Origin of the sequence: Alteromonas sp. 07-89-2 (genome assembly GCF_013113925.1) — a bacterium.
In the GTDB taxonomy this organism is placed as follows: Bacteria; Pseudomonadota; Gammaproteobacteria; order Enterobacterales; family Alteromonadaceae; genus Alteromonas; species Alteromonas macleodii.
Window position 1 is genome coordinate 1 of record NZ_VTYM01000029.1, and the last position, 25233, is coordinate 25233.

A 25233-nucleotide genomic window follows, 5' to 3' on the forward strand; every position below is an offset into this window, starting at 1 on the left:
CCATATATCGTGTTTATATAAAAACTATTTTCTAAGAATAAATTAATTTTTATGTCGAAGAAATAATTAAAAATGCTTGCAATCCAGATATTTTACGCTTGTAGAACGCTAAAAAGTTAGTTGTTACTAACATAAATTTCATGCCAGATTGAGTGCTTGAAATACCACCAGATATTGGGTTGCATTAAGACTAAAACCTCACTATCTTGTGTTTAATTCAGCACGTGATCCCAATGCAGATTTTCTGGGATCGCACAGATCGCTAACGGGATTATGGCAATGCCATATGCAGTGTGTGACATCAACCTCGCTGAAAATATAAATGCAGTGAAAAAATTAAATGAGCAGTCTCTACTTTGTACTTTCAGTATTGGTTTAGGCCGCTTTCGTGTGTGTTGTTATCTGGCGTGAGCCAATGGTGATAATGTCACTCACACTCAATAAATTAAAAATGAAAATGGGCATTACATAGCCCACGCATCAAGCGCTAACAGACAAACGGCCAGTAACATGAACAACAACTTATTAGTCACCAAACGCAATGGTGAAAAAGAGTCCATCGACTTAGAGAAAATCCACAAAGTCGTGACATGGGCAGCCAAAGGACTTAAAAACGTTTCAGTTTCACAAGTTGAAATCAAAGCACAAATCCAGTTTTATGACGGTATCAATACTAGCGAGATCCATGAAACGCTGATCAAATCAGCGGCAGATCTTATTTCTACTGATGCGCCAGATTATCAATACCTAGCTGCGCGCTTGGCCATTTTCCACCTTCGCAAAAAAGCCTATGGTCAATTTGAGCCGCCTGCCCTACTTGAGCATGTGGGTAAGATGGTTGATATGGGCAAATACGATAAGCACTTGCTTGAAGACTACACGCCTGAAGAATTTGCTGAAATGGACTCGTATATCGACCATTGGCGAGACATGAACTTCAGCTACGCTGCAGTTAAACAGCTTGAAGGTAAATACCTAGTTCAAAACCGAGTTACAGGTGAAATCTACGAAAGTGCACAGTTCCTATATATCTTAGTGGCGGCATGCCTTTTCGCAAATTATGACAAAGCGACGCGTATGGACTACATCCGCCGCTTCTACGATGCCGCTTCAACATTCAAGCTGTCATTGCCTACACCTATTATGGCTGGCGTACGTACGCCTACTCGCCAGTTTAGCTCATGTGTACTTATCGAAACCGGCGATAGCTTAGACTCAATCAATGCAACGGCAAGTGCCATTGTTAAATACGTAAGCCAGCGTGCTGGTATCGGTGTAAACGCAGGCCGTATTCGCGCACTAGGTAGCCCTATTCGCGGCGGTGAAGCATTCCATACGGGTTGTATTCCGTTCTACAAATACTTCCAAACAGCCGTTAAAAGCTGTTCACAAGGTGGTGTTCGTGGTGGCGCTGCTACGCTGTTTTACCCTATCTGGCATATGGAAGTTGAATCACTGTTAGTGCTTAAGAACAACCGTGGTGTTGAAGAAAACCGTGTACGTCACCTAGATTACGGCGTTCAGTTCAACAAACTAATGTACCAGCGCATGATGAAAGACGGCTATATCTCACTATTTAGCCCGTCTGACGTTCCAGGTCTTTACGATGCCTTCTTCGCTGACCAAGAGAAGTTTGAAGAGCTATACGTTAAATACGAAAACGACGACAGCATCCGCAAAAAGCAAATTAAAGCCATGGAGCTATTCAGCTTGTTCATGCAAGAGCGTGCAAGCACAGGTCGTATTTATCTACAAAACGTTGACCACTGTAATACGCACAGCCCGTTTAACCCAGAAGTTGCGCCAGTTCGTCAGAGCAACCTGTGCCTTGAAATTGCGCTACCTACTAAGCCGCTTCAGCACGTTAATGATGAGAACGGTGAAATTGCACTATGTACGCTGTCAGCGTTTAACTTAGGTGCGATTAAGTCACTGGACGAGTTTGAAGAGTTGTCTGACCTTGCAGTACGTGCGCTAGATAACCTGCTTGATTACCAAGACTATCCTGTTCCTGCTGCGTATAACGCAACAATGGGACGTCGTACGCTGGGTGTTGGTGTTATCAACTTTGCATACTACCTTGCTAAAAATGGCGTTAAATATTCTGATCACAGTGCGAACGGTCTAGTTCACCGCACATTCGAAGCAATGCAGTACTATCTACTTAAAGCGTCGAACAATCTTGCGAAAGAAAAAGGTGCGTGTCCTAAGTTTAACGAAACCACCTATTCTCAAGGCATCATGCCAATTGATAGCTACAAGAAAGATCTTGATAGCGTATGTAATGAACCACTTCATTACGACTGGGATGCACTTCGTGAAGAAATCAAAACTCACGGTTTGCGTAACTCTACGCTGTCAGCATTAATGCCGTCAGAGACGTCTTCTCAGATTTCTAACGCGACAAACGGCATTGAGCCACCGCGTGGTTTTATCAGCATTAAGTCGAGCAAAGATGGTGTTCTTAAGCAAGTTGTACCTGAGTACGAAACGCTAAGAGACCAATACGAGCTACTTTGGGATATTCCTTCAAACGATGGTTACCTACAACTTGTTGGTATCATGCAGAAGTTTATCGACCAAACTATCTCAGCGAATACCAACTACGATCCAAGCCGTTACGAAGGTAACAAGGTACCAATGAAGCTTCTTCTTAAGGACCTTCTTACTACGTATAAACTGGGTGTTAAAACACTTTACTATCATAACACTCGCGACGGCGCGTCAGACACCTCTGCTCTCGATGCTAAAGCGAGCGAGCCTATGCCACGTCAAGAAGAAGTGGTTGTAGAGGAAGATGATGATTGTGCAGGTGGTGCGTGTAAGATTTAGATCACGCCCCCCTGTTTAAATGGCAAATGCATAAAAGGAGTTAACTGCATTTGCCATTAACGTTTCGCAGCAAGAACACAAACAATAATACGCGTTAATCATTAAGTTTTTAGTTAGGCCATCATGAAATACACTACGTTTAATCAGCAAAGTACTAATCCATTGATCGAGCCGATGTTTTTCGGTAACCCCGTAAACGTTGCACGCTACGACCAGCAAAAGCATGCCATATTCGAAAAGCTTATTGAGAAGCAAATTAGCTTTTTTTGGCGCCCTGAAGAAGTTGACGTTTCTCGCGACCGTGTTGATTTCCAAAAATTGACCGACCCAGAAAAGCACATCTTTATTTCAAACCTTAAGTACCAAACCCTGTTAGATTCGGTGCAAGGCCGTAGTCCGAACATCGCGTTCTTACCTATTATTTCACTACCAGAGTTAGAAACTTGGGTTGAAACATGGTCTTTCTTCGAGACTATTCACTCACGTTCGTATACCCATATTTTGAGAAACTTGTTCTCAGACCCAAGCGAAATATTCGAAGATATCGTAGTGAATGACGAAATTAAGCGACGTGCTGCTGATATTTCTAAATATTACGATGATCTCATTTTCGCCACTCAGCTTTGGCAAACACAGGGTGAAGGCGTACATACAGTGAATGGTGTTGCACACACTATCAACATGTATGAGCTTAAGAAGAAGCTTTACCTATGCATGAACTCGGTGAACGCACTGGAAGCAATCCGTTTCTACGTGTCTTTTGCCTGCACATTCGCTTTCGCTGAGCGGAAGCTGATGGAAGGTAACTCTAAGATTATTCGTTTGATTGCCCGTGACGAGAATCTGCACTTATCTTCAACACAGCATATCCTTAATTTGTGGGCTAAGGGTAAAGATGACCCTGAAATGGCGCAAATTGCAGAAGAATGTAAAGAAGAAGCGCGTGCTATCTTCATGAACGCTGTTGAGCAAGAAAAGCAGTGGGCTGACTACTTGTTCCAAAACGGCTCAATGATTGGTTTGAATAAAGAAATTCTTTGCCAGTACGTTGAGTACATTGCGAATCAACGTATGTCTGCTATTGGTCTAGACACCCCGTTCGAGATAAGCAGTAATCCACTTCCATGGATGAATAACTATTTGAATTCAGACAACGTGCAAGTGGCACCTCAAGAGTCTGAAATCAGCTCTTATCTTGTTGGTCAAATCGACTCTGCCGTGAGCGAAGACGACTTTGCTGATTTTGAGCTGTAAAACTACAGCTTAATGAGCAGCAACGATAAATCACTCCGCATCGACGTTGTCGATGTGGGGGCGATTATTTCCCCTTCTGATTCCACTATCTTAAACGCCCTTGAAGCAGCGGACGTTCATATTCACTACCATTGTCGTGAAGGCTTTTGTGGTGCATGCCGCACAAAGCTAATTGAAGGCGAAGTTGAGTACACCACAGATCCCCTCGCCTTCATTGACGACGATGAAATTCTTCCTTGTTGTTGCGTGGCTAAATGCCCGCTAAAAATAAAAGTACCGCTGTAAAATCTTCATTCATCGCTCTTACTATCACTCTCACAGTGTTTCTGCGCGTTAGAGTAATCCACTTCAATAGTTTTACGTAGCAACTTAACACTAATCAAACGTAAGGATAATGTTATGAGCGAAGTTTCTGGAAAAGTTGTCATCATTACAGGTGCAAGTAGCGGACTTGGAGAAGCAACGGCGAAAATGCTTGCGGATAAAGGTGCTAAATTAGTGTTGGCCGCCCGCCGTGAAGACCGTCTTAAAAAACTTGTAGATGAAATTGAATCTTCAGGTGGCCAAGCTACTTATCAAACGGTAGATGTCACGAAAAAGGATGAAGTCAAGGCGCTTGCGAAAGCTGCCATAGATGCCTATGGGCGTATTGACGTGCTCGTCAACAATGCTGGTCTTATGCCGCTCGCTCCGCTTGACGAGATGAAAGTTGACGAGTGGGATCAGATGATAGATGTAAACATAAAAGGCGTTATGTATGGAGTAGCAGCTGTATTAGGACAAATGCGAGAGCAAAAAAGCGGGCATATTATCAATCTTTCCTCTGTGGCAGGTCATGTTGTGTTCCCTGGAGCAACGGTTTATTGCGCAACTAAATTCGCTGTTAAAGCAATAAGTGAAGGCATTCGCAGGGAGTCAAATGGTGAAATTCGCTCTACCAACATCTCACCCGGTGCAGTGGCGACAGAACTTACTGACCACATTTCTCACAAAGACTCAAAGCAAATGGCAGATGATATGTATAACGATGCTATCGATGCAGATGCTATTGCACGTGCAGTAACGTTTGCCATAGAGCAGCCTGGCGACGTAGACATAAACGAAATGATCATCAGACCTACCCGTCAGGAACTCTAATACAGCTCATTTCTAACGAAATGGTATTGATTGGCCGTCTAATGATTAAGCCTGCAATTGCAGGCTTAATTTGTTTCTGAATCTAAAGTACTTTTTCGATGGCATACAATTCTTCATCAATGACCTGTAAGCGAGATGCAACAACGGCTCTCGCGTCGTTTACGCCTTTATTATAAAACGATGCGCCCATTTCTTTACTAATGAAGTCGATAAGAAATTCTCCGTCAAATTGACCAAGTTCCACGCTTAATTCATCATCAAAATATCGTTGCAGTTTAGCGACTAGCGCGTCTTTTTCCTCACGGGTAAATGCAATATCACTCATTGTCATCCTTCATTTGTCACTTATAAAATGTCACGTTCTTTGTTTTAGACTCAACTATCGTTTTTCTTGCTCGTTAGCAATTATAAACGTTTTAACGTTAACACGCCGCACGCCTAATTTTAGATTTTTTTAGCATTTAGACTCGGCCTGGTATGATTTTCGTATACACCTTGTAGGCTTCTCTATTTTTAATTGCTGATTGTCTAAAAACAGTTATTTTAATGCAGAGTCAACATGCCCTTTTGTTCAAAGCACTACCGCAATAGTTTGCGTAGATAATTACATCAAAATGGGGCATCGCTTTCACGTAATTTGCGAGGTTAACAATGAAAGTTCTACCTATTATCGGAATAACAACCGTACTAGCAGCAAATAGTTTACCTGCTTGCGCCAACCCTAACCCTCATAAAGATAAATCACTCCCTCCGGGTATAGAGAAGAAGTATGAACGAACAGGTGAATTACCGCCGGGTTGGGAAAAAAAGCTAGCCGTTTGAAATCGTTTAGATCGTGATATTTACAACCATGCCCGTATCATTGTGCCTTTGGGAGAAGACGGGTTAGTAACAGTTCGTATTGAAAACAAAGTGGTACGCCTTATTCAAGCCACAAGGGAAATTGTAGAGATTTTAGATTAAGCCTGCTCATAGCTGAAAGAGAGCTTCTGATATGGAGCTCTTAGCTCACTTTTACTTATGGCTTACTATCAACATTTGAAAATTGACTTGCCCTCACTCGACAGTAGTATCTGGAATCGACCATAGTTTTTTAGTTGGATAGCCATCATGTTATTCCTGCAACACATCACGCAGGATATACTAGAGCCAGTTATTCTTTGTTGTAACATCAAGACTCAACAATCCCCAACTTAATGACTTGTTTAACACTTCTATAATAATGGCGGCGTTTCATTTTCTATGATGAAAGTACAAACGGCCCCAATTGCAATAAAGAAATCAGGAACAAAAAATGGCAGCTAACGCACTGTTTAAGCCTTACTCACAGGGCAACCTATCGTTAACCAACCGAATCGTTATGGCCCCCATGACTCGTCAATTTTCGCCTAACGGCGTACCTACCAACGACGTAGCTGGCTACTATAAGCGCCGCGCTCAAGGTGGCACAGGTTTGATTATCACCGAGGGCACCACAGTAAACGATAATGTCGCTACGATGGATTCAAATATCCCTCAATTCCATGGCGATCAAGCTCTAGCCGGTTGGAAAAATGTGGTAGATCAAGTTCACAGTGTCGGTGGGAAAATTATGCCTCAACTATGGCACGTGGGTATGGCGAGGATAGCGGAAAAAGCGCCTTATCCTGAACTTCCAAGTGCAGGGCCTTCAGGTTTATTCAAACCAGGAAAACAGGGCGCTGAACCTATGACCGTTGAACACATTGAATCCGTGATTACTGCCTTTGCACAAGCAGCAGCAGATGCCAAAACTCTCGGTATGGATGGAATAGAGATTCACGGTGCTCATGGTTATCTAATCGACCAGTTCTTCTGGGAAGGTACAAACCAGCGAACCGACAGTTGGGGGGGTAACATGGAAAATCGTGGACGATTTGCGGTTGAAATAATTAAAGCCATACGTGATGCAACCGGTCCCGATTTTCCGATCGTACTGCGTTATTCGCAGTGGAAACAACAAGATTACACCGCTCGTTTAGCGCACACGCCCCAAGAACTAGAACAGTTTCTTCTTCCGCTAAGTGAAGCTGGTGTAGATCTTTTTCATTGTTCTCAGCGCCGCTATTGGGAAAACGAATTTGAAGGCAGTGATTTAAACCTTGCAGGCTGGACGAAAAAATTAACAGGAAAGCCCACCATAACGGTAGGGTCAGTTGGCCTGAATGACGACTTCTTCGGCGCATTCAAAGGGCAAGATTCCAGCACTCGCTCAGTCGATGATTTACTTGAACGTTTAGACGCTGGCGAATTTGATCTGGTTGCTGTAGGAAGAGCGCTACTACAAGATCCGAACTGGGCAAACAAAATAAAAGAAAACCGCACCAACGAACTAGAGCAATACTCTGGTAAAGCGTTAGCAACGCTCTCTTAAGCCCGATTAAATTAAGCACTAGCGCGGCAAAGTTGCGCTAGTGCTTCTCCCAAAAGGACTCGAAGTCTGATTTGCTGAGCGGTTTTGCAATGAAATAACCCTGCGCATAATCACAGCCCATGCTTTTTAAAATATCGTATTGTTCTTGTGTCTCGACACCTTCCGCTACTACCTTTATTCCGAGTTTATTCGCCATCACAATAATGGCTTCGCACAGCACCTTATCATTGCTAACGTCAGTCATCGACTTCACAAAGCTCCTGTCAATCTTGATAAAGTCTGTAGGAAAGCGCTTTAAATAAGAAATAGAGCTGTAACCTGTACCAAAATCATCCAACGCGATATCAACGCCTGCTTGCCTAAACTGGAAAAGCTTCTTGGACACCATCTCATTGGCTTCCATTAATAAGTTTTCCGTGACTTCAAGAAGTATAGAACGCGCAGAGATCTTCTGGTCTAAAAGCAGGTTTAACCATTGAGTTATATTAGATTCTAAATTGAAGTAGTGGCTAGGTGACGTATTAATACTCACCTGCAGCTCTTGACGGTTTTGGGCTTTCCATTGTTTGATATTGGCACAGACTTCATTAAATACCCAATTACTGATATCAATGATGAGTCCAGATTCTTCAGCAAGTGGAATAAATTCATCAGGTGTAATTCTCCCCTTCGTGGGATGCTGCCATCGAAGTAACGCTTCAGCTTTCATCACTTTCTGGCTACTGAAACATGCAATTGGCTGGTACTCAATAAACAATTCTTTGTTCTTAACTGCATAGCGCAAATCATTCAACAAGGTCATTCTCTTGATTGCTGCAGTTTGCATGTCGTGGGTATAATACTGATAGTTGTTTTTACCGAGATCTTTAGCACCGTACATCGCTTGGTCGGCATTCTTTAACAGGCCTTTGACATCTTTTGCGTCGTCCGGATATAAGGTGACACCTAGGCTCGCGCTAGTATGCACACGTTCCAGCTCTAAACTATAAGGTTTTACGATCTCGCCAAGTAGCTTTTGTACGACCAGTTCTATAGAACTTAGGCCTTTAATGCCGTTTAGGATAATGACAAATTCGTCACCGCCTAATCGGGAAACGGTGTCATCTGAACGCAAACACTGCTTTATTCTTCTGGCGCTCTCAATTAAAAGCTTATCACCTATATCGTGACCAAGCGTGTCATTAATATCTTTGAAATTATCAAGGTCTAAGAATATCACTGCTACCTTATCGCTCTCTCTATCGGCAGCCTTAATGGCTAACTGCAAGTGATCCAACATAAGGTTTCGGTTAGGAAGTCCTGTCAAAGAATCAAAGTTGGCTTGCTTCCATATAAGTTGATTCGCCAGCTCTCTTTCAATAGCGATGCTAGCGATATGCGCGAACTGTTCGATTAAGCGCATTTCTTCCGCTGTCGGTACTGCTTTTTCTCTATGATAAATTGCAAAAGTACCAATAGCGTCACCATTAGCTCCTTGTATTGGCTGTGACCAACAAGAGCATACACTAGCGCGCAATGCTAAATCTTTCCAATCGATCCAAAAGGGGTGCGTACTGATATCTTCAACAATGGTCGGTAAGTTCGTTGCGGCTGTATTTCCACATGATCCCCTGCCTACACCAAACTCAACGCCATCGATAGCGTCGTTATAAAAGTCAGGTAAAGAAGGCGCAGCACCCTTTTTCAGCTTGCCATCTTCTAATAGCAGGATACTGCAAATTTGATCTGTGTATTCGGCCTCTATAGCATTCACAATGTCGTGGAGCACGGTATGCAATGACTCTGCATTTACCACTTTCTCTAAAATAGCGCTCCTCACCCGGGTGATTTTTTGTGTTTGAGCTAGCTTAAATTGATACTCCTCCAATTGAGTTGAGAGATCATTGAATTCTTGTCGCTGTAGTTCCGACTCTACAAGTTTTGCAAGCTGCTCTAATTGCTGTATTTGAACGCAATTGAATATTTTTGGATTATTATCTGACACACATAGCGTTCCCACCGCAAACCCTTCTATCATCAGCCTAACACCCGCGTAAAAGCGAATGTGAGGATAACCAACCACATAAGGATTATTTTTGAAGCGAGGGTCCTCTTGAGTATCTGGAACGACTAAGGTTTTGTCCTGCGCTATAGCATGGGCACAAAACGCGACATCCCTTTCTGTTTCAGTCATATCGAGATTAATAGCCGACTTAAACCACTGCCTACTGTCATCGACAAATGTGACCGATGCGAAACTACAATTAAAAATGCTACTCGCTAGTCGAGTAATACGGTCAAAGCGCTCTTCTGGTGGGGTATCGAGCACTCTCAGTTTGTTGAGTGCGGCCAGCCTCTCATTTTCATTTACAATAGTCGGGGGTGTGCGCACAACTCACTCCTAAATCGAACACGGTCGAATTGCGCACATTGTGCAACACGCTTTCAATAGCGTGGTTAAGCCAGTTGAACATTATTTCTGCCACTCTCTTTGGCTTTGTATAATGCGTCATCGGCTTCCGATAGTGCTGACTCAATAGTGTCATGATGTTCTTTTACATAAGATACACCCACACTAACAGTGATATCAATAAACTTCCCGTTCACATCTAGAGGTTTTTTACTTATTCGATCTCTTAACTTTTCAGCTAACTTGAAGGCGCCTGCGCGGTCGGGGTCGGGGTCGGGGTCGGTATCAGGCAATAACAGTACGAATTCCTCGCCGCCAGTGCGCGCTACGCAATCTGCATTACGCGAAGACATTTTTAAAATTTTTGCTACGTGCTTAATCGCTTTATCACCCATGTCGTGGTCGAGAGTGTCGTTGATACGTTTAAAAAAATCGATATCGATCATCACCACTGACAACGAACGCTTGTAGCGGTAACTATCCGCCGTTGCTTGTTGGAAAATTCAAATATTGCTCTTTAGTGCAAAAATACGCGTAAACGCTCCCCCTTTAAACTTATATAGAATTATTTCGCTACGGCGGAAAATAACGCTTTTGCTGTTTTAAACGTAGCGTATAAAACGCTATTTTTTTATAACCAAGTAGATGCCACCCAACGTAGCTATTGAAGCAACCAGGATCTGCATTGTGAGTGGCTCACCAAGCGCTATCCACCCCATCAGCGATGCTATGACAGGCACGCTCAGTTGCACTGTCGCGGCGGTGGTTGATTTGATAAGGGGAAGCGCGCTGTACCAAATAGCGTATCCGCAACCCGATGCAAACACCCCTGATGCAAGCGCGTAATAAACACCCTCGCTGTCTAAGACAAAATTATCTGTGCCCACGAAGCAAACCACCCCAACCAAAGGAACACAGAAAAACGCTGCAAAGACGAAATTACCCGATGTAGATAATAGGGCTGAGCTACTTTTTTTACCCAAAAGCGAATAGACGCCCCAGGCCATACCCGCCAAAACCATAACCGCGCCTGCTAAAAGAGGCGGTGCTGCCGCGCTAGGCAACAGTAAGATAACAAGGCCTAAAAATGCCAACACAAACCCCAACCACTGCCATTTTATAAACCGCTCGCCATTGAACAACCCTACGGAAATCATAGTGAGTTGCACGGCACCAAATAATAAAAGTGCCCCCGTTCCCGTGGACATTGAAATATAGGCATATGAAAAGCAGATAGCGTAAACGAACAACGAAATGCCACCGAGTACGCTGGCGTTGTTTTTTAGGCCATGAAAAAGGCCTTGAGAAGGCACGCTCCCACTTTTGCGACGTTGGAAATAAGAAGACAAAAGTAATAACGCTATCGCCCCGCTCGCTAAACGCAAGATAGTAAAACTAGCAGGATCTATATCGGTATTAGCAAGAGCCATGCGGCAAAGTAGCGAATTAGCAGCAAATGCAATCATGGCAATAGCGACCAATACAAAGGTTTTCAACAAACCGAATCTCCCTAGTTTTAAACGCAAAAATGCTTAGCAGTACACTAACTTATCCCGTAATGCATCGAAAAGTAAATGCTAAAACTTAAGAGACAATATTTTACAACGACGTCGACAGGCCAAACTGCCTAAAACGAAAAAGAGGACCGAAAGGTCCTCTTAAATTAGTCATTACTTGATGAGAGTTTTAAAGCGATAAGCCTAAGCGCTCGGCCACTTCAATATATGTCTCGACTACAGAGCCCAAACCTTGTCTAAAGCGGTCTTTGTCCATCTTCTTACGGGTTTCTTTATCCCACAAGCGACAGCCATCTGGTGTAAACTCATCACCTAGTACGATATTGCCATCTTTGTCGACACCAAACTCTAGTTTATAGTCTACAAGCAACATACCCGCGTCATCAAAGAGTGCTTTCAAAACACTGTTAACCTTGAAGGTCAATGCTTTCATTTCAGCAATTTGCGCTTCGGTTGCCCAACCAAATGATAAAATATGGTAGTCATTTACCATTGGGTCGTGAAGTGCATCATTCTTTAAGAAAAACTCGAAAATAGGTGGGTTAAGCTCTTTGCCCTCTTCCACACCCAGTCTGCGAACTAAAGAGCCAGCAGACAAGTTTCTCACCACACACTCAACAGGGATCATGTCGAGCTTCTTAACCAAAGACTCAGTGTCAGAAACCAGCGCCTCAACTTGCGTTGCAATGCCTGCTTCTTCAAGCTTTGTCATAATAAAGTGATTAAACTTGTTGTTTACTTCACCTTTGCGTTCTAGCTGTTCAATCTTCTCACCATCAAACGCCGAAGTGTCGTTTCTAAAGTGAAGAATAAGTTTATCGCTATCATCAGTGTAATAAACAGTTTTTGCTTTACCGCGGTAAAGCTCGTCGCGTTTTTCCATTCTCAGTCTCAGTTATATATCAAGGTTATCTTCTGACATGACCTCAGCAAATGCACTGTAAAGGTCGGAAACCTGATTTGCTTCAAACGGTACACTTTCATTATTCATGAAGGTAACTGACGTGCGATCTGCACCCGCTCTTGCAACTTTCAAACGATAGTCACCTTTCTTTAGTAACTCTTTATCGCTTGAGAATAAACCATCCCACCAACTACCTTGATCACCATTGTAAGTGACAAATAATAGGCCGTTTGATTTATCTAAATCTTTAACATCAAAACCAAGTTTACGCAGTACCAACAGCATTCTTGGCCACGCTACATCATACTTAGCTTCTACGATATACGCCGCATCACCATCGGCATTAAAACCCATCTCGGTATTGATACCCTGACGGATACGAGCAATTCTTCGTGTCTCTGCTAGCTGAATTTGGTACTCATAGTGACCAATAACTTGGTTCAACACCTCAACTTCTTCGCGACGTTCTTCCATTGAAGAGACTTCTGCAACCACATCGTTGCCCAATGTTTGCATATAGTCCTTTAATTCAACAGTAAGCGCAGCACTACGGCCGTGAGGTTTAACGTCTAAGCTGAATTCAAAACGTCGACCGATTTCGCTTTCTTCATCTGTAAAGCTATACCAAGGACCTTCGACTTCTTTAGTTATCACCATCCAGTCAGTAACCAGCACTTTCTCTTCTGGGCTAAAGCTATCTACACCGATACCTTGTTCATCTAAGAAACTTAAAAGCGAGTTCCAAATTGCTCTACTCAACGGTTGGCTATCGTCAACCTGGTCAAACCAGATAGTCGCTGAGCTTTTACCCTCTTCAATGTGGGAGCCAGTTACTAATGGTAAAACAAGCGCAGGCGAACGAACCATCAAAGATTTGCCCACTAGCTTCGGGTCGGCCTCTTGGCCTAAGTCAGGTAATGCAAAATCACGAGAAAAAGCAGGTGCATCTAAATCAGAAGGTACTTTTAGCGATTCTTGTTCTTTAGTTTTTAAGTATTCGTAGCTGCCAGACGCGGTCTTTCTATCTATTTGGCTTGAACAACCTGCAAGTGCAACCATCGCTACTGAACTTGCTATAGCCAGCGTTCTTTTCATCTGTGTTCCTTATTAACCAGAAATCAATGCGTATTTTTTTAGTAGTTCTTCGATACGTTTTTGGCTTGATAGTTCCGGTAAAACCATAGGTAATCGCATAACTGCGCTTTCCATCATGCCCATTTTATACAATGCCCACTTCGGCATTACTGGATTTGGTTCAATAAATAGTTCGCTGTGAAGTAATTTAATGGTTTCATCGATATCGCGACATTTATCAAAATTATTTTCTAGCGAAGCTTCACACATTTGTGCGATTGCTTTAGGCACTATGTTAGCCGTTACGGAGATAACGCCATGACCGCCTTCACACATAAACTCGCAGCTTGAACCGTCATCGCCGCTAAGTAAAACGAAGTCATCGGGAACCAAAGGCTGAGTAGCCTTAAGGCGTGCAATATTGCCAGTCGCGTCTTTAAGACCAACGATATTTTTGTGCGTTGCTAATTTAGCCACCGTTTCAGGCAGCATGTCGGCTACGGTGCGGCCTGGCACATTGTAAAGAATAACAGGTAATTCACTAGCGTCTGCAATTGCATTAAAGTGCGCGACCATACCCGCCTGTTGAGGCTTATTGTAATAAGGTACTACGCTAAGGAAACCGTCTATACCTGTAGAGCCTAATTGCTCTGTAAGAAAAATAGCCTCTGCCGTAGAGTTTGCGCCACTGCCGGCAATAACCGGAATTGCTCCCGATGCCATTGCAACGGTTTCTTTAACCACATTGATGTGTTCATCAAAAGGTAGCGTTGCTGACTCACCAGTAGTTCCAACCGACACTATACCGTGGGTGCCCTGCTCTACATGAAACTTCACAAGTTTCTCTAAAGACTTGTAATCAATATCGCCGTTTTCGAACATCGGCGTGACGAGTGCTACGTAACTACCAGTAAACATAATCTCTCCGAAAAATGTGAGCGCACATGGTAAATATGTCGGTGCTTAAACACAAGTAATAGCGCAAGTAAAATGACAAGAATTTGACAATATCTTATTCAAAGGCAAGAAAAAGGCGCTGACTTATAAAAAAACTCTGTGCTAACATCCCGACATTATTAACATTGAAGTGAAGTAGATGTCGAAACACCAACTTATCGTCACCATCTTGGGGACAGACAAAAGTGGCATTTTAAGCGAAATTGCAACGACGGTATCAGAAGCTCAGTGCAATATTCTAGATAGCAGGCAAGCCATTTACGGCAAAGAGTTCTCGTTGACCATGATCATAGAAGGAACGCAAAGCGCTATCACAAAAGCTGAATGTATTTTACCTTCGCTATTTCAGCGCCTTGACCTGCTTTCTATGATGAAGCGCACTAGCCATCACGAAAAGCAGAACCTTGCCCATCTTTTTAATGTCGAGTTTAGCGGAGAAGATGCAGCTGGCTTGATTAAAGCGGTAACCGGCTTTTTTGCCGAGCGTCATGCAATGATAAGCGCATTTAGACAACGCACATTTAAAGACAAAACGTCGGGTAAAGACAACATGCGCTGCAAATTTGTTGTTTCTCTTCCCTCTAATGAAAATGTAGACGCACTAGAATCTGATCTAATGTCCCTGTTCACTTCGTTAAATGTGACAGGCAAAGTTGTAGACAAACAAAAAAAGGATCCCAATGAAAACGTTACAAGCTGGTGATAAAGCCCCACAATTCTCATTGCAGAACCAAAATGATGAAACCGTATCTTTAGCTGATTTCGCAGGTAAAAAAGTACTGGTTTATTTTTACCCTAAAGCGATGACGCCAGGTTGCACAGTACAAGCCCAGGGCTTACGCGACGTAAACGAAGAACTAACGGCGAAAAATGTGGTTGTGCTTGGAATTAGCCCAGATGCAGTTAAACGCCTGCCTAAATTCATCGAAAAAGAAAACCTAAACTTTACGTTGCTTTCAGATGAAGACCACGCCGTTGCCGATGCTTTTGGTGTGTGGGGACCTAAAAAGTTTATGGGTAAAGAATATGATGGCATTCATCGCCAAACATTCCTCGTGGATGAAAACGGTGTTATTGAGCACGTCTTCAACAAGTTCAAAACAAAAGAACACCACACAGTAGTACTTGATTATCTAAACAGCTAAACCTGTATATAATTCAAAAAGCCCCGATAACATTATGTTTTCGGGGCTTTTTTATACTTGCTCAATTCGTATGAGTGTTTACCTATAACGCCTATTTGAATCAGTAATAATTTTGAATCTCGTACTGGATGGCGCTGACTGGTTCGCCAAATGGGAATAACTATTTTGCCTCTTCGGGTGCAATAACGGGGTTACTAGACCACGCTGTAATTACCGCCTTCACGAGGGTAGCGAGAGGAATAGCGAAAAATACGCCCCAGAAACCCCAAAGACCTCCAAACACTAATACTGCTACGATTATATAAAGCGGATGCAAGCTAACCGCTTCCGAGAATAGCAGCGGTACCAACAAGTTACCGTCTAACGCCTGAATAATGCCGTACGCTATCATTAAATACCAAAATTCTGGTGAAATACCCCACTGAAACATAGCGACAACAGCCACGGGTATAGTAACCACTGCTGCACCGATGTACGGAATAAGTACTGAAAATCCCACCAATACGCCAAGCAAAATAGCATAACGTAAGTCCATCAATACAAACGTTACGCAGCTCACCGCGCCTACAATTATAATCTCGATCACTTTGCCGCGAATATAGTTGGCAATTTGAGAGTTCATCTCGTGACCAACTTGCGTAATTAAGCGTCGCTCCTTAGGCAGCAAGCGAGATATGCTGTCTAAAAAGAAAAGCTTATCTTTTAGCATGAAAAACACCATAAGCGGTACGAGGATCACGTAAACGAGCAACGCAGCTAAGTTGGCGATATTACTAAACGAAGCAGAAATAAGGGTTTCGCCCACTTCAACCAATTTGTCATTTAAACCCTCCATCATTTGATGGATTTGATATACCTGAACGTAATCTGGATATTTGTCCGGAAGCGTTAATATCCATTCTTGTGCTTTCTGCCATATTAGCGGCGTTTCTTGAATTAAGTTAACGCTTTGCTTTGATATAATTGGAACAAGGCCAATTAAGGTTAATATGGTTATAGTGATAAAGCCGAGCATTACAACGACGCAGGCGAGCGTTCTACTTACGCCGACATTTACCAAGCGACAGACTGGCCAATCGAGTAAATACGCAATCACTGCTGCAACCAACACAGGCATAATTAGCCCGCCCCACAATAGCAACACTGCCGTGGTCAAAAGGATCAAGATAAGCAACATTGCTGCATCAGGATCAGAAAATTTGCGTCGGTACCAACGACCAAAAACGCTAATCATATAAACGCCTAGAAATTACTAAGAATAGGACACGCATCATAGTTGATAGCGCTAGCACTTAGCAATAAGTAGCACTTAAGAATCTTTCAAAATCAAACTGGTATGATGTTTTTACAGTATAAGCATTAATGTGTAGAGTGGTTGTTACAACAGTAAAAGAATAAACTGGATGCGTTTGTGTCGCATTGGTATAACTGACATGTCATAAACGAGATGGCATAGGCGATATTGCCTTGTGCCTTCGAAAATGATGCATATAAGAAAAAAATAAAATTTGAAACTGTTTAGCAACTTAGCGCTCTAAGGATTAAGCAGTATTAACCGTATACAATGATTGTAGGTTCATGAGAAAAAAGTTTTCAGCATCTTTGATTGCCCTTTCCTTCGTGCTCACATCGAGCCTCACGGCTGTTGCACAAGATGCCAATTACAGCAATAAAAATGCGTTACCTGAAATAGGTGTTGTTGCGTCAGACGCCATATCGCTTGATAAAGAGATGATTGTAGGCGATGCCGTAATGCGGCAAATGCGCGGTCAAAGTCCTGTAATCTCAGATCCGGTGCTGGATGAATATTTACAGGATGTAGGCAACCGATTGGTTGTCCATGCTGACAACGCCAAATTTCCTTTTGAATTTTTCTGGGTAAATAATGATGCCATTAACGCATTTGCGTTTTTTGGCGGTCACATTGGTGTTCACACAGGTTTAATGCGTCGTGCTGAAAATGAAAGTGAACTGGCTTCGGTGCTAGCGCACGAAATTTCTCACGTAACTCAACGCCACATAGCACGACGTATGCAGGCGCAGCAGCGCTCATCTCCCCTAGCCTTGGCGTCACTTATCGGCGGGGTGCTAATTGCTATGGCCAACCCAGAAGCGGGTATTGCGGCCATGCAGGCGGGAACCGCAGCCTCTGCACAATTGCAAATCGACTATACCCGTTCAAATGAACAAGAAGCCGATAGAATTGGTATCGCAATGCTTGCTCGTGCGGGCTTCGATCCGAGTGCGGCTGCTTCATTCTTTTCTACCATGGCGGAAGAGTACCGCATGGTTTCTCGTCCACCCGCAAGGCTGCTTACTCACCCTTTAACCGAAACCCGTATTGCTGACGCGAGAAATCGCGCTGGTGACTACCCTAGACGCTACTTACCCATTAACAAGCAATTCGAGTTGGCAAAAGCACGTATAAAGGCACGCTACTCGTTTAAAGCTGATTACGCTGTAGAATATTTCGAAGCGGCAGTGGCTCAAGACGTACAGCGCAGTAAAGAAGCGTCACTATATGGTTTAGCGCTTGCTTATATGCGCGCCGAAAAAATCGAACAAGCCAAAGACATTATGGATGAGTTAATAGCAAAAGATAGAGGAAACCTTTTTTATCTCGACGCTATGACAGATATCTATATTTCGCAAGGTGAGCCTTTAAAAGCCGTTGAAATGCTAAGACCTCACGTTACGCATAACCCTAGAAATCAAGTATTGGCACTAAACCAGGCCAATGCTTACATAAGCGCAAACAAATATGAAGAAGCGGTGTCTCTACTTAAGGATTTTCTGCTGGTTAAAAAAGATTATCAACTGGCACATCAGTTGATGAGTGAGGCGTATCAAAAGTCGAAACGTTTCTCGCAAATGCATCAGAGCAAAGCGGAAGTATATGCATTGTATGGTGCTTATAACCGCGCGGTTGACGAACTTCAATATGCGTATAATTTCGCAGGCGATGATCACCTTGAAAAACAAAGAATCAGAGCGAGAATAAAACAATTTCGCGACCAAGAAGAGCGTTTACAACGACTCTAGACCATCGCACTTCCCTGCTATTCGTCAGCGCCTTTCAATTCAGCTAGGCGCTGACGCAGATGCGCTGCCGTAATTTCTCCCATTATCGTATCCTTTATTTTCCCATCAGGTCCAAGAATAAACGTTGCTGGTAAATAAGGGGGTTTTTGCATGGGCAGTTTAGTGTCTGGCGAACTTATAATAACAGGCAAATCAATATCAAACTTCTCAGCCATGGCTTTGAGTTCAGGCTTCGTTTTAAGGTCATAGTTAATAGCAAAAAGACGGGTATCGTCAGGTAGCGAATGATTAAATGTAACGAGCTCAGGCATTTCTCGTAGACATGGTGCACACCATGGCGCAAAGTAATTTACCACAACCCACTTCCCCTCAAGATCTTGCCAAAGGTAAGCAGTTCCATCTAATGTTTCAAAGTCATGTTGAAGACGCTGATACGTATATGCACCGGCAAACGCAACAAGCGCTAACAGCACTAGAAAGAGTATAGACTTTATTTTTCCTGCATTGCTTTTTGGCTGTGACAACAACATATAACCTTCTAATTTTGACTATTTTTTCATAGTGCCAGATTCTTACTTCGCGCACTAACATAAATTCAACCACGCTTTTTAAACACCGTTTTCCAGAAACGATGCTGTAAACAAAGAATAGTACGAATTTATTACCCGTTATCGGTAAACTGCTTGATATTCTATGACAAAAACGCAATAGTTCGCGCCAATTCATATAATCATGAACAAGAGTATTTATGACAGACATTACCATTATTCACAATCCTCGCTGTTCAAAGAGCAGACAAACCCTAGCATTACTTGAAGAGCAAGGTGTAGCGCCTGTTATTGTTGAGTACCTAAAGCACCCTCTAGACGCAAAAGAACTGAAAGAGATATTTAAAAAACTTAACCTTGGATCGGTTAGAGATATGATGCGTACTAAAGAAGCAGAATATAAAGATGCTAACTTAGGTGACATCGCACTGTCTGACAATGCGCTTTTTGAAGCAATGGCTCACACGCCCAAGTTGATAGAGCGTCCCATTGTTATTAATGGCGAGAAAGCCAGAATTGGTCGTCCACCAGAATCTGTTTTGGAAATTTTATAGTGCAACCTGTTCTCGTACTTTATTACAGCCGCAACGGCAGCACAAAGCGATTAGCTGATGCCATCGCCCAAGGTGTATCGTCATTAGGTGTTCCTGTGATAGTACGTACAGTCAAGAGTATCAGCGATGCAGCTAATGACGCGGCATCTAGTGCTGTACCCGAGGTTTCTCTTCAGGAACTCGAACAGTGCAGTGCCCTAGCGTTAGGTAGTCCTACGCGTTTCGGCAATATGGCAGCGCCAGTAAAACACTTTTTGGATTCTACAAGCAGTCAATGGTTAAAAGGCGCGTTGATTGATAAGCCTGCGTGCGTATTTACATCTTCTTCTTCCATGCACGGCGGCCAGGAATCCACATTACTTTCCATGATGGTTCCGCTTATCCATCACGGCATGGTGATTTGCGGGCTACCTTACAGTGAGCCTGCGCTACACAACACCACAATGGGCGGCAGCCCTTACGGTGTAACACACGTCGCTCATCACAGTTTAAGTGCACCAGAGCAATTGAGTGCAGATGAAAAAGCGCTATGCATTGCTCAGGGTAAGCGACTTGCAATGTTCGCTAAAAAACTAGCAGACAACGCCTAACAGTTACGTTATTTGGCGCATAAAACGTAGACCTTATAAAGAACATTAAAAAACAAATTGTTTCGGAGACATTACCATGGCACAAGATACGCGTTTTTATCGCTATCTCGCACTTATAAGCCACACCGGGTTAATCGTATGGATAACACTGTGGCAATTTACATTTACTAAAGAGCATACTTACTCTCCTTTGTTTATTGCCTTGTTTTATATTTTACCTTTATTGTTACCTTACTGGGGTATATTAAAAGGCAAGCCATATACTCACGCATGGGCCAATTTTGTCGTTTTGTTTTACCTCATTCACGGATGCACTGTGGCATACGCGGTACCTGATGAACGTTGGTATGCAGTGGTAGAGATTATTCTATGCACGGGTATGTTTGTCGGCTGTAGTGCGTTTGCTAGAAAACGTGGTCGTGAATTGGGTTTGGGCCTTAAAAAGCTTAAAGAAGAGATGCAAGAAGAAAAAGCTCGCTTTGAGCAAGGTCAACAATGATCATGTAATACACAGCGAAAACACATGCTGCCAAGGGGTTAATATGACACGCCATTTGCCTGAATTTACATTAGTAATCGCATCATTATCGTTACTTGCAGCATGTGGAGGTTCTGGTTCAGGCGATAGTTCAGCCCCAAGCACTCCTTCCATTCCTCCAACCATTAGCATTTCAGGCCCTACAAACGCCGTTGTAGGCGATGCGGTCGACTTTGCTGTCGCCTCGCCTACTGGCCACGCTATTGTCGATATCGATTGGCAAGTCTCAGGCGTATCTCAGCAGCCTCTCAGTGCTCACACGCAGGCTATAGGCTTTGATGTTACCTCTTCAGGTAGCTTCGATATCGCCGTAAACGTTAGCTTAGAAAATGGCACAACTCTTACAGACACCATAACGTTACAAACGAACGAAAGTACCGCGCCGCTTGCCGCATTACGATTGGGTCATGAGGCATCCGAAGGCGGCAGAGTTTCTCTTCGCGTTGACACCGTTAACTCGCAAGGGTTAACAATCTCAAATATCACGTGGCAACAAACGTCTGGACCAATCGTCAATAACTTCAACTTTGATGATGGTGATTATTCTCATTCGATATATTTTCAAGCGCCTCGAGTCAGCAACGACACAATCATTGAAATAGAAAGTACCGTTACACTCTCAAATGGCGAGATGTTAACCGATAGCGCGCAAGTTCTAGTGAAAAACATCGACATTAACAATAGCGGCTTTTTTGTAGATGACGAGACAAGTATTCCCGAAACGGTAAGCGCGCATATGCAGCCCTATAGAGCCGACAGCCCTTACGCGTCGGCACTTGTTGATTGTGTTTATAACAATCAGGTTTCAAACAGCTGTACGTTCTCTCAGCTACCACTGATTGGCCAAGTTACCGAAAGCCCCACTATCGATGATATTTTAGATAGAACATACGTCTCGCATCCGTGGATGGGCGATGCATTTAGAACATATTTAGAAACTTCAGCAACCCGTGATGACATGCTTAAGTTACTACGCGCAACTAACGCGATTGTGATTTCTTACGATATCCGCCCGTCATTTTATTGGGTTGCCACTGGTGCCATTTACTTAGATGCCAACAACTTTTGGCGCACACCGCAAGAGCGAGACACGCTAAATACTCGCCCAGATTATAGAAGTGGTTTTGGTAGTGAGCTCGATTTTACGACGTCATGGCGCTACGTGAAAAACGGGGCCTATTATTTCCCTAATATCAGCACAGCGAACGTAGCAGATAGACTTCCACGTGACGTGAGCGACGTAGAAGCAGCATTAAGCTATTTGCTATACCACGAGCTAGCTCACGCCAATGACTTTTTCGACTACACCGAATGGCAACAACTCAGCAATAGCGCGAGCCCACTGTCGTCTTATGATGACAGCTCTCCCATTTCTACGGGGCTAACAACTTCATTGCCTCTTACGTCGTCACAACTCCATGCTTTGGCCGAAGTTCGATACGGTGGTGCAACCGCTTCAAGCGCGCAGCGAAATTATACCGCGCTACAAGTGGCAAATTGGTTTGAGGATGATGGTGCGGTTGCTTTCTATTCTTACTTTACAGAACGAGAAGATCTCGCCATGTTATTCGAGCGCTTCATGATGCTTTACCGGCTTGAGGCAGAAGCGGATGTAGGCGTATTTACAAGAGAGACACTGGAAGACGGCAGTTTCATTCCTACTTGGGCTCAGAGAAACCGTGTTAATGATGATAACGTTACTATGCGCGTAGATTACGTATTAAGTAGAATTTTACCCGAACTCGATGTACCTGCTATTCAAGCGTCACTTCCAAGCCCTTATCTGCTTCCGAACGATATTACCTGGCGGGACTCTGCGTCTAGTACAAATCCAAACGTACAGTCTGCGAGCGATAAGTTAATGCTACAGAACGGCGGAAACAATTCGGTTACTTCCGATGGAACTCTAATGACGGTAGCAGAAGAATTTAGCACCACATCAAGCGCTCATAGTTTAAGAAAAGAACAATAAACGGCAACACAGCAGCGCTTAGACTATCTTAGGTTAAGTTCGCGCTTTGGCTAACCTAGGTTAAGCTCGCGCTTTGACTAATTTAGGTTAAGCTCGCGCTTTGACTAATTTAGGTTAAGCTCGCGCTTAACCATGCCCACCGACAAGCGTTTTTGTTCTTGGAGTGAGCGTGTGTCTAAACGGGCTAATAGTGACATGAGGCTTTTTAGGTCTCGTTCACTATGGTGCAAAAGAAACTGTAGTGCTTGGTTTGATAGCTTTAATCCACGTTCCGCTGCACGTAAGCGCACGGCTTCTTCACGACCATTGTCATCCAGTTGGTTTACGTGATAAATAACCCCCCACGCCAAGCGAGAACGCAAGTCAGGTAAAACAAAAGCCGGGTTAGATGGGCCTAGGTGACTAGAACAAAGTACCATAGTTTGTTTAGTCTCAATCACTCGGTTTAACAAATCGAACAACGCTTCTTCCCAACGTAAATCGCCCGCTATCGCGTGAATGTTGTCTAATGCGATTAACGAAAGATTCTCAAGGCCTTCAAAAATATCGAGCGACCACGCTTCATAATTATTAAGATTTAAATAAAGGTGACTAACCGATTTTTCGGCTAGTTGATGACAAGTGGCAAACAATAAGTGGCTTTTACCGATAGCGGTACTGCCTAGTAAAGTAAGCAAAGGCAGCTGAAGCGATGCTAAAGGCCCCAATTCAGGAGCCTCGCGCCAGTGTGGCAGCGCATCTGCAATCTGCTTAAGGACTGAAACTACTTCTTCGTTACCCGTATTGACAAAACTATCGAAGTTTTCGTCAACAGGTAGCGTGACAGGCAAAGGCAGCTGCATGCTAAATTAATTGCTCCAATAGAAACTGTGTCCTTTCACGGTTTGTCCGTACGAATCGGTTACGGGGCGTAATTTGCTTTCTAGTTTAATACTGTTAAGTAAATCGTCCACCGTTCCAATTAATGTAAGTGAGTACGTGGCAACAGAACCAGATTGCTCTACTAGTGTAGCGTTTTCAATCACACTTAAACTATTTAAATAGTCAGTAGCGCTGGCGTAACTTTTTACCGAGCCAATATTGGCAATCGATACCTTGATAACTTCTCGCTCAGACGCTTCGATTCCTACGATGGCATAAAGCGACGATAAGTAATTTGAGTAGGCATCGATTAACTGATTGCCAAGAACTTCGGGCGAATCACCGTATATGCTGCCATAGCTAACCTTACCGCCACCAACGAACACCCAGTCTAGTGCATAGTCACCTTCATCGGCACGCTTCGCATAGTTGGCAAACTCGTTCATGGTGAACGGCATCGTTGTGCTCTCTTCCTGGGCCAACTCCTTCGCCGAGGTTCCGTCAGCATTATTCACGTTTTGGTTTGTAGCGTCATAACCGTCGTTTAACTGAGCATCAACACCGTTATTAATCGCACCGGACTCAACGTTATCTGAAAAGGTGCGCTGTGCGTCCGTATTATCTACACGCGGATTTCGCTCATCGAAACTTTGTTCATCAGTTTGTGCTCTAAACTGTGCTTCTTCATCTAGCACGCTATCAAGAGATTCTACTGTGCCAGAAGGCACAACATTTTCCGGCAAATCAGGAATTGCACTCGCATCGTTACGATAAACTCTGGCACCAATAATGTTGTCGACGCCATAGCGTGTAGATGCTTTGCGCAAAGGCTCAACAAATCGTCCCCACACGTCATAGGTAGAAATATTTACATTGTCGGTAAGGTCCATTAAAGGCAAGCTTAATGGTACGCCTCGTTCTTTCGCTGTTTGTTTGAGCGTATGTTGTAATTCTGTATTGAGAGATTCGTCTAAGATGACGCGAGTTTCGTTTTCGTCTTCCTGCGCAAGCCACACTATCGTTTCAGGGCGTCTATCACCCCAGAGCGGAAGCATTTCACGCTGAAGAAGTTCATTGAGTTTCGCTTGATCGAACTCCGCAACGTAATACGTTCTGCCTTTGTCAAAAGCAAATCGATAGGAACGAAGCAGCGATTGAGGCGACGATAAGGCTGCTCTAACACCGGCATTATCGAGCACGCTTGTGCTGCCCGACATCTTCACAAAAACCTGCCTTAATGCTTTTTTAAGCGCGTTTTGTTGGGTACGCTGAGTTTGATCTTCAACTTGAATCTGCGCTTCGTTGACCACAACGCGTTGAGCCGCATTTATAAAGGGGGCGTAAGTCAGCGCAGCAAAAAATGAAATGCCCAAAATGCCTTTCAAGCTAACTCTCGTTAAATTAGTTCCATTGGTGTTACGCTTTACTGCCGTTAACATTGACACTCCATACTCTCTTAAAATCAATTCCTTACCTATCGAATCGTCAGTTAATCTCGTTTAACTATTTACGGTAAACTCGGACTAA

24 protein-coding genes are annotated in these 25233 nt (G+C 43.5%); 13 read left to right on the plus strand and 11 right to left on the minus strand.

Annotated elements, in window-relative coordinates:
• Window positions 1–510: 510 nt before the first annotated feature.
• From nrdA to F0261_RS16740, 4 genes are all read left to right on the plus strand, one after another.
• Window positions 511–2832, plus strand: coding sequence for a class 1a ribonucleoside-diphosphate reductase subunit alpha (gene nrdA / locus F0261_RS16725; RefSeq protein ID WP_014949648.1), 2322 nt, complete (start codon window positions 511–513; stop codon window positions 2830–2832).
• Window positions 2833–2955: 123 nt separating this feature from the next.
• Window positions 2956–4086, plus strand: a complete 1131-nt coding sequence (nrdB, locus tag F0261_RS16730) for a class Ia ribonucleoside-diphosphate reductase subunit beta (protein WP_014949649.1) — start codon at window positions 2956–2958, stop codon at window positions 4084–4086.
• Between the two features lie 12 nt (window positions 4087–4098).
• A complete protein-coding gene (gene yfaE, locus F0261_RS16735) occupies window positions 4099–4371 on the plus strand; it encodes a class I ribonucleotide reductase maintenance protein YfaE (RefSeq protein ID WP_014949650.1) in 273 nt (90 codons plus the stop codon).
• Between the two features lie 114 nt (window positions 4372–4485).
• Window positions 4486–5223, plus strand: coding sequence for an SDR family oxidoreductase (locus F0261_RS16740; protein WP_171338505.1), 738 nt, complete (start codon window positions 4486–4488; stop codon window positions 5221–5223).
• An 82-nt stretch (window positions 5224–5305) separates the two neighbouring features.
• Here F0261_RS16740 and F0261_RS16745 read toward each other — a convergent pair whose 3' ends face one another.
• On the minus strand, window positions 5306–5548 hold the full coding sequence (locus tag F0261_RS16745) for a DUF2164 domain-containing protein (RefSeq protein ID WP_171338506.1): 243 nt from the start codon (window positions 5546–5548) through the stop codon (window positions 5306–5308).
• Between the two features lie 326 nt (window positions 5549–5874).
• Here F0261_RS16745 and F0261_RS20020 point away from each other — a divergent pair, with 326 nt between their 5' ends.
• Together F0261_RS20020 and F0261_RS16755 are read left to right on the plus strand one after the other, a co-directional pair.
• Entirely contained in the window at window positions 5875–6045 is a 171-nt protein-coding gene (locus tag F0261_RS20020) for a hypothetical protein (protein ID WP_253819445.1), read from the plus strand.
• Window positions 6046–6517: 472 nt separating this feature from the next.
• Window positions 6518–7615: an NADH:flavin oxidoreductase gene (locus F0261_RS16755; protein ID WP_171338507.1), complete on the plus strand. Its 1098-nt coding sequence runs from the start codon at window positions 6518–6520 to the stop codon at window positions 7613–7615.
• A 37-nt stretch (window positions 7616–7652) separates the two neighbouring features.
• On the opposite strand, the gene F0261_RS16760 is transcribed toward F0261_RS16755, so the two are convergent.
• The 6 genes from F0261_RS16760 to dapA all read right to left on the minus strand — a co-directional run bounded on the left by F0261_RS16760 (window position 7653) and on the right by dapA (window position 14417).
• Window positions 7653–9986, minus strand: coding sequence for an EAL domain-containing protein (locus F0261_RS16760; RefSeq protein ID WP_171338508.1), 2334 nt, complete (start codon window positions 9984–9986; stop codon window positions 7653–7655).
• 65 nt (window positions 9987–10051) lie between these two features.
• Window positions 10052–10507 (minus strand): GGDEF domain-containing protein, encoded by a 456-nt coding sequence (locus F0261_RS16765; protein WP_367613872.1) that lies wholly within the window; start codon window positions 10505–10507, stop codon window positions 10052–10054.
• A 120-nt stretch (window positions 10508–10627) separates the two neighbouring features.
• The gene (locus tag F0261_RS16770; protein ID WP_171338509.1) at window positions 10628–11503 is read right to left on the minus strand and encodes a DMT family transporter; all 876 of its coding nucleotides are present in this window, start codon (window positions 11501–11503) and stop codon (window positions 10628–10630) included.
• A 187-nt stretch (window positions 11504–11690) separates the two neighbouring features.
• Window positions 11691–12404, minus strand: coding sequence for a phosphoribosylaminoimidazolesuccinocarboxamide synthase (gene purC / locus F0261_RS16775; protein WP_014949658.1), 714 nt, complete (start codon window positions 12402–12404; stop codon window positions 11691–11693).
• Window positions 12405–12416: 12 nt separating this feature from the next.
• Window positions 12417–13520, minus strand: coding sequence for an outer membrane protein assembly factor BamC (gene bamC / locus F0261_RS16780; RefSeq protein WP_014979413.1), 1104 nt, complete (start codon window positions 13518–13520; stop codon window positions 12417–12419).
• Between the two features lie 12 nt (window positions 13521–13532).
• On the minus strand, window positions 13533–14417 hold the full coding sequence (dapA, locus tag F0261_RS16785) for a 4-hydroxy-tetrahydrodipicolinate synthase (protein ID WP_061485944.1): 885 nt from the start codon (window positions 14415–14417) through the stop codon (window positions 13533–13535).
• A 178-nt stretch (window positions 14418–14595) separates the two neighbouring features.
• Here dapA and F0261_RS16790 point away from each other — a divergent pair, with 178 nt between their 5' ends.
• Window positions 14596–15159 (plus strand): glycine cleavage system protein R, encoded by a 564-nt coding sequence (locus F0261_RS16790; RefSeq protein ID WP_014976680.1) that lies wholly within the window; start codon window positions 14596–14598, stop codon window positions 15157–15159.
• Window positions 15137–15601 carry a thioredoxin-dependent thiol peroxidase gene (gene bcp, locus F0261_RS16795; protein WP_014949662.1) on the plus strand — a complete coding sequence of 155 codons (465 nt, stop codon included), beginning with the start codon at window positions 15137–15139 and terminating at the stop codon, window positions 15599–15601. The genes F0261_RS16790 and bcp overlap by 23 nt, the downstream gene beginning before the upstream one ends.
• A gap of 160 nt (window positions 15602–15761) precedes the next feature.
• Here the strand turns inward: bcp and F0261_RS16800 are convergent, their stop codons facing one another.
• Entirely contained in the window at window positions 15762–16835 is a 1074-nt protein-coding gene (locus F0261_RS16800; RefSeq protein ID WP_061485945.1) for an AI-2E family transporter, read from the minus strand.
• Between the two features lie 344 nt (window positions 16836–17179).
• Here F0261_RS16800 and F0261_RS16805 point away from each other — a divergent pair, with 344 nt between their 5' ends.
• Entirely contained in the window at window positions 17180–18643 is a 1464-nt protein-coding gene (locus F0261_RS16805; protein WP_061485946.1) for a M48 family metalloprotease, read from the plus strand.
• 17 nt (window positions 18644–18660) lie between these two features.
• Here F0261_RS16805 and F0261_RS16810 read toward each other — a convergent pair whose 3' ends face one another.
• Window positions 18661–19173, minus strand: coding sequence for a TlpA disulfide reductase family protein (locus F0261_RS16810; protein WP_061485947.1), 513 nt, complete (start codon window positions 19171–19173; stop codon window positions 18661–18663).
• A 218-nt stretch (window positions 19174–19391) separates the two neighbouring features.
• Between F0261_RS16810 and arsC the strand changes: the two genes are divergently transcribed.
• The 4 genes from arsC to F0261_RS16830 all read left to right on the plus strand — a co-directional run bounded on the left by arsC (window position 19392) and on the right by F0261_RS16830 (window position 22845).
• On the plus strand, window positions 19392–19745 hold the full coding sequence (arsC, locus tag F0261_RS16815) for an arsenate reductase (glutaredoxin) (protein WP_014979417.1): 354 nt from the start codon (window positions 19392–19394) through the stop codon (window positions 19743–19745).
• Window positions 19745–20335 (plus strand): NAD(P)H:quinone oxidoreductase, encoded by a 591-nt coding sequence (wrbA, locus tag F0261_RS16820; RefSeq protein ID WP_014979418.1) that lies wholly within the window; start codon window positions 19745–19747, stop codon window positions 20333–20335. The genes arsC and wrbA overlap by 1 nt, the downstream gene beginning before the upstream one ends.
• 76 nt (window positions 20336–20411) lie before the next feature.
• Entirely contained in the window at window positions 20412–20834 is a 423-nt protein-coding gene (locus tag F0261_RS16825; RefSeq protein WP_014979419.1) for a DUF2069 domain-containing protein, read from the plus strand.
• A gap of 43 nt (window positions 20835–20877) precedes the next feature.
• A complete protein-coding gene (locus tag F0261_RS16830; RefSeq protein WP_171338510.1) occupies window positions 20878–22845 on the plus strand; it encodes a hypothetical protein in 1968 nt (655 codons plus the stop codon).
• Between the two features lie 104 nt (window positions 22846–22949).
• Here the strand turns inward: F0261_RS16830 and hda are convergent, their stop codons facing one another.
• Together hda and F0261_RS16840 are read right to left on the minus strand one after the other, a co-directional pair.
• On the minus strand, window positions 22950–23687 hold the full coding sequence (gene hda, locus F0261_RS16835) for a DnaA regulatory inactivator Hda (RefSeq protein ID WP_014979421.1): 738 nt from the start codon (window positions 23685–23687) through the stop codon (window positions 22950–22952).
• A 6-nt stretch (window positions 23688–23693) separates the two neighbouring features.
• Window positions 23694–25145 (minus strand): DUF2066 domain-containing protein, encoded by a 1452-nt coding sequence (locus tag F0261_RS16840; protein ID WP_171338511.1) that lies wholly within the window; start codon window positions 25143–25145, stop codon window positions 23694–23696.
• Window positions 25146–25233 lie beyond the last annotated feature (88 nt).